Source organism: Streptomyces sp. NPDC057543, assembly GCF_042801895.1.
Taxonomy (GTDB): domain Bacteria; phylum Actinomycetota; class Actinomycetes; order Streptomycetales; family Streptomycetaceae; genus Streptomyces.
Genome location: NZ_JBHVFF010000037.1, coordinates 1 through 12066, shown reverse-complemented (window position 1 = coordinate 12066; position 12066 = coordinate 1). Strand labels below are relative to the sequence as shown.

The window sequence follows — 12066 nt, the reverse complement described above, 5'->3', positions numbered from 1 at the left end:
CGGTGAATCGCCCATGGTGTACGGCGATGACACGCACCGATTCGCCTCCCGCATGGGACGAGCGCACCCAGTTGGCCACCTTCCTCGACTACGTACGCGACACCGCACGCGCGAAGTGCGAGGGCGTCTCGCCGGACGATGCCCGCCGGGCCCCGTTGCCGGGCTCCCCGCTGATGACGATCGCCGGGCTGATCAACCACCTCAGCTGGGTCGAGTACTACTGGTTCGAGGTGGTCTTCCTCGGCGGCGAGGACGAAGGCCCCTGGACGGACGAGGACCCCGACCGCGAGATGCGCATCGCGGTGGACATGCCGCTCGCCGATGTGCTGTCGCAGTACGCGGCACGGACCGCCCGCTACCGCGAACTGGTCGCCTCCCACGACTTGGACACGCCGGCCAAACGTCCACGCAGCGACGGCCGTTACCCGGATCTGCGCTGGATCGTCCTGCACCTGGTCGAGGAGACCGCCCGGCACAACGGCCACCTCGACGTGATCCGGGAGATCGTCGACGGCACCACCGGGACCTAGGGTCTTTCGTTTGGATCACGCCGGGCTCGCGTGCCCGCGCACCGTGCCTCGGCGGCGGGTCGCGATCGAACCCGCGTCGCGCGGCGTTCGGCTAACCGATCCCGGCGATCGCGGGTACGAGGTGCTCGGCGACCTGGTGGGTGAAGCTGACCGGGTGCCGGTCCGGCAGCACCTGGATCTCGCTGATGCCCAGGCGCGCGTACGCCTCCGCGTCGGCGAGGAACACGTCCGGCCGGTCCAGCACCGGGCCGTTGTACATCACGGTCTTTGTGATGGCGTCGTAGTCCCGGTCCTCCGCGGCGCAGTGGGCGCGCAGCACATCGAGTTTGTGGGCCACTTCCTCCTGGCCGGTGGCGAACAGATTGCAGGCGTCCGCGTACCGGGCGGCCAGGAGCAGCGTCTTCCTCTCGCCCCCGCCGCCGATCATGATCGACGGGCGCTCGCCGATCGGCTCGGGCACGCACAGTGTTTCGGCGAGCTGGTAGTGACGGCCGCGGAAGGGGCCGTTGTCGTCGCTCCACATCTGCAGGCAGATCAGGATCGTCTCCTCCAGCCGCTCGAAGCGCTCGGCGACCGGAACCACGGGCACTCCGAGCCCGTACTGCTCCCGCTCGTACCAGGAGGCGCCGATGCCCAGTCTGGCCCTGCCGCGCGACAGCACATCGAGGCTGGTGACGATCTTCGCCAGCAGTCCGGGGTGCCGGTACATCACCCCCGTGACCATCAGGCCGAGCGTCATGCGCTCGCTCACCGCCGCCACGTAGCCGAGCGTGGTGTACCCCTCCAGCATGGGCTCGTCGGCGACGGTCTGCCCGGTCTCCATCTGGAAGTAGTGGTCCATCACGGTGAACGACGCGATCCCCGCCTGCTCGGCGATGCGCACCGACTCCGCGAGGGTCGGCGCGATGAGGGCGGGGTCGGCCGGTGTCGAGTAGTTCCAGTAGTGCAGGCCGAGGTTCACGTCCGGCCTCCGCGGGTCAAGGGGGCACGGGGCGGGAGGCCGCCGCCCCGGCCGGGGTGTTCAGCCGGATTCGTACTCGGGATTCCCATCGGTTTTCCGTCTCCCGCCCGACGCGCTCGACCATCTTGCGTAGTCGGCTGTCACGCTATGCGAGGCGGCTCCCTCCTGCCATCCGAGCGGGGCATACAGGTCAACCGCTCGCCCTGGCCGGAGGCAGCCGCGCCGCGCTGCCCATGCGTACGCGTACGTCCCGCACGGCGTCCTTCGTCCGGCGCTCCCCGACCGGTGCGTGGGGCCATGCACGCTACCCGGCACGCCCGGCGTGTTCGGCCGCCTCTTCCACCATCGCGCGTACGAGCTCTGCCAGGGCCTGGTCGGCGCCGTTGGTGAGCGGCGGCTCGACGGCCAGGTGGGCGGCCTGCCGGGCGTCGATCAGCGCCAGCGTCTCGGCCAGGGCACACAAGGTGTCTCGGCGCAGGTTCGGATCGGTGATGCCGCGTGCGATGTTCCTGCACCGTGCCGGATCGGTCTCGGCCAGGGACATGGTCGCTTCGGCCCATCCGCTCCTCCCGGGGTCGGCAGTCTCCCGAGCGATCTGTTCGGCCTCCCGGAAGAGCTGCTTCGCCCTGTCGGGATCGCTCCGGACCAGCTCCCGCCCGACGGCCACCAACGCCTCGATACGCACGCCTGCCTGATCGTCCGGCTGGGCCATGGCGTACGCGTTCCCCGGAGCGGCATCACTGTGCCGACGGGGGTTGGCCCTTGCCCTGGAACGTGACATCCGGCCCCCTGAGTGTCACGTTTTTTCTAGACCCCCATGCTCCGGTGGCGCGCCATGAAGCTCGGCGAGATGCCGCGCGCGGAGCGGCCCTTGGAGTGCGGGCAGGGCTGCGGGAGCTACGGCAGTTGCGGGTACGGCTGCGCGGTACGGCCGAGGGCGGATTCATTCACCGTGAATCGGCACCGGGGTCCAGGCTCCTCAACTACTTTGTTGCCGTGGACCAATTGATCACCGAGGATCCGGCACGCATCGGCCCGTATCGTCTGATAGCCCGTCTGGGAGCGGGTGGCATGGGGCTGGTGTACCTGGGCCGCTCGGAAGCCGGACGGACAGTGGCCGTGAAGGTGGTGCAGGCCGAGCACGCCCAGCACCCGGAATTCCGTAAGCGGTTCGCCCGCGAGGTGGCGGCTGCCCGGCGGGTGGGCGGGACCTGGACGGCAGCCGTGCTCGACGCCGACACCGAGGCCCCGGTGCCCTGGGTGGCGACCCAGTACATCCCCGGGCCCGATCTGACCACCGTGGTCGCCAAGGACTTCGGGCCGTTGCCCGAGCACTCCGTCCGCACGCTCGCCAACCGCCTGGCAGTGGCTCTGCAGTCGGTCCACGGGGCGGGTCTGATCCACCGCGACCTGAAACCGTCCAACGTGCTGGTGACGGTGGACGGCCCGCGCGTCATCGACTTCGGTATCGCACGGGCCATGGACAGCCTCGCCGGGGACAGCCTCCACACCCGCACCGGAATGCTCATCGGCTCCCCCGGCTTCATGTCGCCCGAGCAGGTGCGCGGCCTCGAACTCACCGCGGCCAGCGATGTGTTCTGCCTGGGTGCCGTCCTCGTCTACGCCGCCACCGGCCGCCTCCTCTTCGGCGCCACGGAAACCGGCCTGAACGCGCACCTCTTCCGGATCGCGGAGGAGGAGGCCGACCTGACCGGCGTACCGGAGTCGCTCGTCGGTCTCGTACGGGAATGCCTGCACAAGGACCCGGCACAGCGGCCCACGCCCGCCGACGTGGCCGCCCGCACGGCCACCGACCAGGACGGCGAATGGCTACCCGGCTCGGTGCTCGCCCAACTCGGGCGTCATGCCGCCCAGTTGCTGGACTTCACTCCGGAGGCGCGGGCCGCACAGCCGGACCCGCGCATCCCTGCCCAGGCCCAGCGTCCCCCGCAGCCCCAGCCACTTCCCCCGCCTCCCGCGTACACCCCGACGACCCCGGCGGCGCCGGGCGGTGGTCCTCCGGGATTCACACCATCCGCGGGCCCGGTGCCCGGCGGCCTGCCCATACCCCCCGCCCCGGCCGGTGCCCAGGTCCCGCACCCCAGGCGGTGGTGGGGACTGGGGGTGACCACGCTGGCACAGCTGCTGGTGCTGCTCGGCACGGCGACCACGAGCATGGCGCTCCCGTCGATCTACGCCGCTCTGCACCCCTCTGCCGACGACCTGGACTCGATACCCATCGCCTCTGGGCTGGCATTCGGCATACTGCTGCTGCTCGGCGGACACCTTGCTGATCTCCTCGGCCGCAAACGGATGTTGATCACCGGTTTCGCCGGCTACGCCGTGGCGTGCGCTATCGGCGGCTCGGCCTCTTCTTTCGGCATGCTCATCGGGGCCTGCGCCCTGCAGGGCGCGTCCGCCGCGCTGCTCTCCTCGGCCGTGCTGGCGCTGGTGTCGACCAGCTTCACCGATCCGAAGGAACGGGGCAGGGCTTTCGGGATCTACGCGGCGATCGCCGGCGGCGGGACGGCGATCGGCCTGTACGCGAACGCATGGCTGATCGACGGTCTGAGCTGGCGCTGGTCCCTGTACGCCGGCGTCCCGCTCGCCGTGATGGCCCTGATCGGTGCGGCCGCCCTGGTGCACGACACTCCGGTCCGCACCCCTGCCCGCCTCGACGTGCCGGGCCTGCTGCTCGGCTCCGCCGGGCTTGTCGCCCTCGTCCTCGGCTTCAACCGGGCCGAGTCGCACGGCTGGACCGACCCCCTGGTCGTGATCCTCCTCGTGGGCGGACTCGCCCTGCTCCTGCTCTTCGCCTGGTGGCAGACCAGAACGACCAGCCCTCTCCTGCCGCCGTACGTCTTCCAGGACCGCAACCGTTTCGGCTCCTGCCTCGCCCTGACCTTCATCAGCATGGGCATGTTCGTCCAGTACCTGGTCCTGACCAGGTACCTGCAGGGTGCCCTCGGCTATGCCCCGTCCGAGACCGGCTTGGCCCTGCTGCCCATGGCCGGTGCGGTCGTCATCGCCTCCACCCAGGTCTCCGCCCGCCTGTACCGCCGGGTGGCACCCCGCAACATCATCGTGCCGGGCCTGGTGCTGGCGGCGATCGGCCTGGCGCTCCTGACCGGCCTCGACGCCGACAGCACGTACGCCAACCAGGTGCTTCCCGGCACTCTCCTCATCGGCTTCGGTCTCGGCCTGGCCTTCGTGCCGCTCTTCGCCACCGCGACCGGCGGGATCTCCCCGCAGGACTCCGGCGGGACCTCTGCGATGGTCAGCATGGCCCAGCAGTCGGGCGGCTGGGCCGCCTCGCCCCTGTTCGGCGGCATCCTCGCCTCGGCAGTCGCCGCCCGGATCGATCACACGCCAGGCACTCCTGAGGGCTTTGCCAAAGCAGCCGAACAAGGCATCCTGTTCGGCCGACAGGAGCTTCCGGCAGCACTGCCCAGCGTCGTGCGGGAGATGAACAGGGCGGTCCTGGGCGGCTACTCCGTCATCCTCTGGTGGGCGGTCGGCCTCACGCTGCTCGCCGGCCTGCTCACCGGCCTGCTCGTCACGGCCAAGGCTCCGACTGGTGGCCCCGGCTCCCGGTGAGCCCGTACCCCGGTTCGACGCCCAAGAGCCCCGCAGCGCATCGGGGCCCTGATCGTTGATCGTTTCGGTGGTGACCGATGAGTTTCTCCACGATCGGCGGTCAGTTCGTCATAGATAGTTGGTGCACCGCAGCCACGAAGCCGGTCGACGCGTGCACCGTCCGAACTGCTGCGAACCAGCCGCGTGACATTGGGAGATCTCAGATGCGCACCCTGATCAGCACCGCCTTCGTCTCGCTCGACGGCGTAGTGGAGGCCCCGGGCGGCGAGCCCGGATATCGGAACTCGGGATGGACCTTCAAGGACATGGAGTTCCTCCCGGAGGCATTCGAGATCAAGGGCCGTGAGCAGCAGGAAGCCACCGCGATGATGATGGGCCGGGTCAGCTACGAGGCGTTCAGCCAGGTCTGGCCGGGCATGGAGGACTTCGTCGACTACAACGCGATGCCGAAGTACGTCGTCTCCACCACCCTCACCGAGGACGCCCTGGTCTCGAACTGGGGCGAGACCACGATCCTGCGCTCGCTCGACGAGGTCGCCGCACTGAAGGAGACCGAGGGCGGCCCGATCATCATCCACGGCAGCGCCACCCTCAACCGGAACCTCTCGGACGCCGGCCTGATCGACCGCTACCACCTGCTCGTGTTCCCGCTGCTCCTCGGCGCGGGCAAGCGTCTGTTCAGCGACACGGACAAGGACGCCCAGAAGCTGAAGCTGGTCGAGCACGAGGCGTACTCCAACGGTCTGCAGAAGAACGTCTTCGACGTCGTCCGCTGACGCCGGCTCCCGCGCTCGCGCCGCCGCCCGCCGAGACGTGGGCGGGGCGGGGACCGGCCAACCGCATGGCAGACGCCATGAGGACGGAGCCTCAACGGGGCAACCTCACCCACGACTTGATGCCCAGCTGCGGCGGGTCGGCCTCGCAGGCACCCCACTCCCCGCCCCAGTCGTCCACAACAGCGGCCAGCAGCCAGAGCGCCCGCCGACGCCGCGTCTCGCAGAGCGTGGCCATGTCCGGTTCGGGGTGGTGGGGGTGCTGGTCCCAGACGAGGAGGCGCAGCGCGTCGTCCCGGTGGCGCAGGGATACGTACAGCTCCTTTCCCGGGCTCATCCTGGCCGTGACGGCGATGAGTTCGGCCGCAGCGTGCGTGACCGGCCAGACGTACGGGGCGAGCCCGTACGCCTTCAGCGCCGCGGCGATCGCCGTACGCCCGATGAACGCGCTACGGACATCGCCCGGCAGCGTGAAGCTCAGCCAGAGGCCGCGCGCGGAGCGACCCTTGGAGCGCAGGTAGGGCTGCGAGAGTTGTGGGAGTTGCTGGTGCGGGCTGTGGAGTGCGGCCGAGCGCGGATTCGGATGGGCGTGGGGATACGGATGGGGGTGCGGATACAGGCCCGTCGTACGCGCCTCGGCGAGAACCGGGCAAAGTGCGGTGAATGAATATGAGTGCATGGCTGACTCCCCTGATACGGGTGGCGAGTTGGCGGTATCCCTCTTTCGCGTGGGCGCGCACAGGTGGCTCACGCTGTTGCGCTGCGGACGAGCAGTGGCCTGTCTCCCTGACGCGGGCCCGCCCCTCCCAGGGAAGGAGAGTGCGGGCAGGACCGCGTGATGCACTTCCGGCTCGTCGTTGCGTGAGCGGTGCACTACTGAACGTAGAGTGCGATGGGTCATATTGGCCACTCAATCCAGAAAAGTTGACCCTTGCGTGGCTCAAGGCGCCATCCACACGGCAGACTTCACGGACAAGGGCACGGAAGGACTGACATGGCATCGCGAACGTCCCCGACCGAGCGGCAGAAGCGCCTGGGCCGTGAACTCCGGAAGATGCGGCTGGCTGCCGACGTCTCCGCCGAGACCGCAGCAAGGCTTCTCGGGGTCGACCGTTCCAGACTCTCCAACATCGAGCAGGGCATCCGAGCCATCAGCGAGGACCGGCTGCGCACTCTTGCCCACGCATGCGGCTGCCAGGACCACGCGTACATCGAGGCGCTGGCAGGCATGACGAGGCCAGCGAGAGGGCGTTGGTGGGAGCGGTACCGTGACTCGCTTCCTGAAGGACTCCTCGACATCGCAGAGCTGGAAGCCAACGCTCTACGGATGCGGACCGCTCACTCCGTACATATCCCGGGAATCCTCCAGACCAGCGACCACGCCCTGGCTGTCTTCCGCGTGGTCGTCCCCGCCCTCCCGGAACACGAAGTCGCCCTGCGGCTGGCCCACCGGGTGGAACGACAACAGATCCTGGAAGGAACCGCCTCGCCCGAGTACGTGGGCGTCATACACGAGGCAGCACTACGCATGCAGTTCGGCGGTCGCAAGGTGGCCCGCGTTCAGCTCGATCACCTGCTCACGGTCTCCGAAAGCCGTCACATCACGCTGCGAGTCATCCCCTTCGATGCCGGCGCATTCCCCGGTGCGGGGCAGACGGTCAACTACGCAGAGGGCCCTGTGCCTCAGCTGGACACAGTTCAGGTGGACAGCACCCATGGCCCCGAATTCCTTTACGGGGAAGAACAGTTGGCGAAGTATCGTTCACACCTCGACTGGATGGAGCGCATCGCGCTGCCACCTCAGCAGTCACGGGACTTCATCCATGGCATCGCACGTCACCTCTGAGGGGAGTCACCATGCAGGACGTCACGTGGGAACAGCCATTCTGCGGCGAAGGCGCCAGCTGCTACCGCCTCGGGACGGACGACCGGGGCAACAGCTACATCGCTGTCGTCGGCGCCGAGGCGCACTACCTCACCGACAGCCGCGAGGCGCTCCAGCAGATGATCCGCGACATCAAGGCCGGCAAGGCCGATCACCTGCTGTAGTGGGCCACTGGCCGACCACCGCCCCCAGTGCGCTCCCCCGCGCGCTGGGGCAGTAGGCGCCCGGCGACAGATTCGCGGTAGAGACAGAAGCGCCGGTAGAGGGGGTCCTGGGTTCCGAGGGTGGTGTAGATCCGCGCGAATCGTCGGCGCCGACGGGCGGGTCCGCCGCTGCCGCCAGTGCTGGAACGCGCCGGGATCACACTGGACACCGGGCTCCGACAGACCCACCGTGACGGGCGCTACCTGCCGCCGTCCCTCAAGGAGTACGCCGTGCTGGAGGTGCTGGAGGTGCTGATTCGGGCGCGGGGCACGGTGGTCAGCGCCGAGGAGCTCCTGGAGAAGGCGTGGGACGCCAACACCGACCCGTTCACCACCGTCGTCAAGGTCACGATGAGCAAGCTGTGTGCCAAGCTTGGCAACCCGCCGGTGATCGTTACCGTCCCGGGCAGCGGGTGCCGCCTGTGAAGCACGGCCGGCATCTCACGCCACTGCGCGCCTGTCCTGAACCGCCAGATCACCACATCAAACTGATCCCGCAGCCGCTCGGGGTGCGGGCCGTACTCAGCTATCGGCAGGAACGGCTAGATCAACTTCCACTGTTCGTCGGTGAGTTCCCTGCGCGTCGCGATCGTCTTCCCACCGGATCCGCCTTCCAGGCGGATCCGGATCTGCAAGATTGATCACGACATCACACAGGCCCCATTCAGGGGGCCGACCCCGTCGCCTCGCTCGAGGTCAGCCCTGCTCTGCGGCGCTCACCCGACGCTGCGCCAAAGTGCGTTGCCGATGCAGCCGCAGCCCCGCCTTGGCCATCTCCGCACGGCCTCGCTCAGCGAGATGGTCGGCACCACATCGGTCCGCCAGCTCGATACCCTCGAACAGCAGCTCGGCTACCCTGCCGGTGCGGCCGTCGCGCCTGAGCTCCGCGCCGAGGTCAATCAGCGCCTCAGCGTACGCGTGCCGGTTGGGGGACCGGCTCAGTACCTTCACCGCGCGCTCTCGCTGGGGCAGCGCCTGCCCGTCCTCGGCGACCGCCGCGCCGAAGTACAGCGCCTCACCGATGGCGGTGGGCGTGCCATAGCGCTCTGCCCGACGCAGCATCTCCGCTGCGAGGGCGCGGGCGCCCTGGGGGTCCTCCTCAGCGATGGCGATGGCGAGATATCCCGCCCAGGGACACCAGGTCGGGTTGAGGATGCCCTTGGCTTCCAGCCGTTTCCCGGCCGCGGTGAGTTGTGCCACGGCCTCCTCGCGCAGACCACGGGCGAGAAGCAGTCGTCCGTAGACGGTTTGGGAGTCGGGAAAGGCCACCGCGTTCGGGTAGGGGGGCGCGAAGTCGTACGTCTCGGCGACGCGAAGCGCCTCCTCGACGCGGCCCCGGGACAGCAGGACGTCCAGCAACAGTCCGACGGCATACCATTGGGCGGGCACCCGGGGGCCCACCCGCTCTGCCAGGCGCACTCCCTCACGCGCGCAGTCCTCTGCTTCGACGAGCATCCCGCGCCGGAACCAGACCAGGCCGAGGAGAGTGAAGCCGAAAGAGAGGTGGGCACCACTCCACCCGACCTGCTCGCACTCTGCGATGGCCGAACTGAACAGTTCTTCCGCGCGGTCGCACTCGTCGGCGTACATGTAGCTGAGCGCGGTCAGGCTCGGGAGTTCGAAACCCCAGTCCGGGTCGGTGTAGCTCAGTCCCAGGGCACGTGCGGCGATGGCCAGCGTGTTCGCGGTCGGCTCCCCGCGCAACATCGCGTCCCAGGTTCGAACGCACAGCAGGGCCCGCTCCTCGATGTCCTTTCCGGGCACGTGCTCGGCAAGCTGTACGAGCCGACGGGAGCGCTCGGACGCCTGCGCCTCGTGCGCGTCGAAGGCCAGCCACAGATAATGCGCTGCCTGCAGGCGCAGCCGCGCTCGAGCGGACTTTGCCTGTGCTGCCTCGGCGCCCGCGACGGCGGCCGCTCTGGCGGGCTGATCGTTGTGGGCGAATGCCTGAGCCAGCCGGAAGGTGGCGTCCTCCCTGAGCGCGGGGTCCAGGAAGGGCTGCTCCAGGGCTGCCGTGAGGTGATTGACGGTGACGGCCGGGGCAGTGAGCAGGGCAGAGCAGCCGAGTTCGTAGAGCACGCCCGCGCGATCCTCGGGCGCCGGCGGTTCGCGCAGCGCACGTTCCAGACAGCGTCGAGCCGCGTCGGGCGCGCCAAGACGGAGATTCTCGCGCGCGGCAGCGCGCAGTTGAAGGACGGTGTGTGGGTCGTCCTCGGGATGGGTCTCGAGCAGATGCCGAGCGGCGGCTGTGACGCCAAGGCCCGCGTCGGCCACCGCCCAGGCGGCCTGACCGTGCAGCGCGGTGCGGGTGGTCGGCGGGATGGCCTGGTACACAGCGGTGGCGACGAGTGGATGGATGAACTCGAGTGTCCGGCTGCCGGTGAGAATACGGGCGACGCGCAGCCGGTCCACGGCGTCCTGGGCCTCGGCCGGTGGCAGTCCGGCCACTGCTGCGGCCAGCTCCGGGGAGATCTCGGTGCCGAGCACCGCGGCGGCCCAGGCAAGCCGGACAGAGGCGTGGCCGAGCCTCTCCAGCCGTTTGACCAGTCCGGCGCCGCGTGCGCTCGCAGCGAGGTCACGCAACAGGGAAGCCGACTCCGCGTTCGGGGCGAGGCTGCGGTCCTGGACCTTGGCGATGAGCTCGACGGCCTCGTAGGGGTTGCCGCCGGTGACCGCCCAACACTCGCGGCAGAAGAGGTCGTCGGCTTCCGCTCCGAGCGAACTTCGCACCAGTTCGCCCACGGCCTCCGGGCTGAGAACGTGCAGGGGGATCGGGCGTCCGCTGCGGCCGTCGATCAGTTCGCGGAACGTCGCGGCCTCGGTGGGCACTTCGTCCGGGCGGTAGCCGAGGACCACCAGCATGGGAAGTTCCTGCGCTCTCACCGCGAACGCGGCGAGCCAGGCGAGTGACTCCAGATCACCCCAATGGGCGTCGTCGAGAACGATCACTATCGGTGCCCGTCGCACGGCCAGCTGGGTGACGACCCAGTCCAGACCGTCCCGGACGCCCTGCGGGTCCGGGGCGGCGGTACCGGTCTGCTGAGCGAACAGACCAACGGCCGGGCCGGCGATCTCGTACCACCCGCCGAATATCTCGCGACGCTCGGCCTCGGTGCAGGAAGCGAGGACGGGCTGCAGCAGCTGGCGTACGACATGGAAGGGGACGGTATGCTCCTGCTCGCCGCCTCGGGCAGACAGTACAGTGCAGCCGCGGGCAGTGGCGATGCGCCGGACCTCGGCCAGCACGGTCGTCTTGCCCAGCCCGGCGGCAGCGCTGAAGAACAGCAGCCCACCCTGCTTGCCTTCGCCGTCCCCGCCGCCTGCGCAGATCCCCTCCACCGCATTCCGAGCAGCGACCACCTCGTTTTGGCGCTCGTACAGGGGCTTACCCACCCGATCGCGTCCGTCCACGACGGTGGTCCTCCCGGTGCGGTAACGTTCCGACACTTTGTTCCCCCTGCTCTGCCAGCATGCGGGGAAGCCTAGCGAAACGCACATATACACGGCAGAGATGTTGGGGATTGGATGCGGGCGATCGTGCGGTGGTATCTCGCAACGCCGGCGTGGGGTTCGGCTTCACGGGCCATCGTCGCCGGGGTCTCCCGACTTCATCGGTAGGCAGACACACGTGATCGGCGGATTCGAGGGTTGACCTGGGAGAACGGCGTGCGGGACCGTCGGGGCATATCCACGGCTCCGACGGCCGTTTTCCTTGTCGTCCGGGTCGAGGCGGAACGTCGTGCGGTACCGGGCGACGCCCTGGCGGGTCCAGTCCCGCGGCAGGTCGGCGGGCTGCCACTGGTGTCGGAGAAGCCAGGCAGATGCCACCCGGCCCGGTTCTTCGTATATCCACCGGCGTTGAGCGGTCCGCGGACGGGTTCGTCCCCGGTCCCGCCCTGGATGCGCCAGGCAAGCACGGTGGCGTCGCCGTCGAGTCCGGCCGCGGTCAGCCCACGGGCCGACTTGAAGGCGTCGTTGGCCCAGGAGGGTGCTCTTCGCGCGCCACCTGTGGGACGTGGTGAGGTCGCAGAGCCGCCAGGACGAGTCGTCGAACCCGGCGTCGGCCTCGGGGTTTTCCGGGGCGTACCGCCAGCCGGTGAAGGGCCGGCAGCAGGAC

The 12066-nt window shown here is 69.2% G+C and carries 9 protein-coding genes and 1 pseudogene; 6 read left to right on the top strand and 4 right to left on the bottom strand.

Annotated elements, in window-relative coordinates; all coding sequences use genetic code 11:
- Positions 1–26: 26 nt before the first annotated feature.
- Positions 27–530: a DinB family protein gene (locus tag ACFU8Q_RS09420; RefSeq protein WP_384450182.1), complete on the top strand. Its 504-nt coding sequence runs from the start codon at positions 27–29 to the stop codon at positions 528–530.
- A gap of 91 nt (positions 531–621) precedes the next feature.
- Here ACFU8Q_RS09420 and ACFU8Q_RS09415 read toward each other — a convergent pair whose 3' ends face one another.
- Positions 622–1491, bottom strand: coding sequence for an LLM class F420-dependent oxidoreductase (locus tag ACFU8Q_RS09415; RefSeq protein ID WP_384450179.1), 870 nt, complete (start codon positions 1489–1491; stop codon positions 622–624).
- Between the two features lie 304 nt (positions 1492–1795).
- Positions 1796–2203: a hypothetical protein gene (locus ACFU8Q_RS09410; RefSeq protein WP_384450177.1), complete on the bottom strand. Its 408-nt coding sequence runs from the start codon at positions 2201–2203 to the stop codon at positions 1796–1798.
- Between the two features lie 284 nt (positions 2204–2487).
- Here ACFU8Q_RS09410 and ACFU8Q_RS09405 point away from each other — a divergent pair, with 284 nt between their 5' ends.
- Complete coding sequence (locus ACFU8Q_RS09405; protein ID WP_384450174.1) at positions 2488–5088, top strand: MDR family MFS transporter; 2601 nt, start codon at positions 2488–2490, stop codon at positions 5086–5088.
- A gap of 203 nt (positions 5089–5291) precedes the next feature.
- On the top strand, positions 5292–5864 hold the full coding sequence (locus ACFU8Q_RS09400) for a dihydrofolate reductase family protein (RefSeq protein WP_384450171.1): 573 nt from the start codon (positions 5292–5294) through the stop codon (positions 5862–5864).
- A gap of 91 nt (positions 5865–5955) precedes the next feature.
- On the opposite strand, the gene ACFU8Q_RS09395 is transcribed toward ACFU8Q_RS09400, so the two are convergent.
- Positions 5956–6540, bottom strand: a complete 585-nt coding sequence (locus ACFU8Q_RS09395; protein WP_384450168.1) for a hypothetical protein — start codon at positions 6538–6540, stop codon at positions 5956–5958.
- 315 nt (positions 6541–6855) lie between these two features.
- Between ACFU8Q_RS09395 and ACFU8Q_RS09390 the strand changes: the two genes are divergently transcribed.
- The 3 genes and pseudogenes from ACFU8Q_RS09390 to ACFU8Q_RS09380 all read left to right on the top strand — a co-directional run.
- Entirely contained in the window at positions 6856–7707 is an 852-nt protein-coding gene (locus ACFU8Q_RS09390; protein WP_384450166.1) for a helix-turn-helix domain-containing protein, read from the top strand.
- Positions 7708–7718: 11 nt separating this feature from the next.
- Positions 7719–7910 carry a hypothetical protein gene (locus tag ACFU8Q_RS09385; RefSeq protein WP_384450163.1) on the top strand — a complete coding sequence of 64 codons (192 nt, stop codon included), beginning with the start codon at positions 7719–7721 and terminating at the stop codon, positions 7908–7910.
- 150 nt (positions 7911–8060) lie between these two features.
- Positions 8061–8375: pseudogene (locus tag ACFU8Q_RS09380) on the top strand (winged helix-turn-helix domain-containing protein); the annotation flags it as partial.
- Positions 8376–8645: 270 nt separating this feature from the next.
- Here the strand turns inward: ACFU8Q_RS09380 and ACFU8Q_RS09375 are convergent.
- Positions 8646–11360 (bottom strand): ATP-binding protein, encoded by a 2715-nt coding sequence (locus ACFU8Q_RS09375; RefSeq protein WP_384450160.1) that lies wholly within the window; start codon positions 11358–11360, stop codon positions 8646–8648.
- Between the last annotated feature and the right edge of the window lie 706 nt (positions 11361–12066).

Coding starts and splice junctions, on each gene's coding strand:
- ACFU8Q_RS09420 (WP_384450182.1), top strand. CDS start 27: ATGACACGCACCGATTCGCCTCCCGCATGGGACGAGCGCACCCAGTTG.
- ACFU8Q_RS09410 (WP_384450177.1), bottom strand. CDS start 2,203: ATGGCCCAGCCGGACGATCAGGCAGGCGTGCGTATCGAGGCGTTGGTG.
- ACFU8Q_RS09400 (WP_384450171.1), top strand. CDS start 5,292: ATGCGCACCCTGATCAGCACCGCCTTCGTCTCGCTCGACGGCGTAGTG.
- ACFU8Q_RS09395 (WP_384450168.1), bottom strand. CDS start 6,540: ATGCACTCATATTCATTCACCGCACTTTGCCCGGTTCTCGCCGAGGCG.
- ACFU8Q_RS09390 (WP_384450166.1), top strand. CDS start 6,856: ATGGCATCGCGAACGTCCCCGACCGAGCGGCAGAAGCGCCTGGGCCGT.
- ACFU8Q_RS09385 (WP_384450163.1), top strand. CDS start 7,719: ATGCAGGACGTCACGTGGGAACAGCCATTCTGCGGCGAAGGCGCCAGC.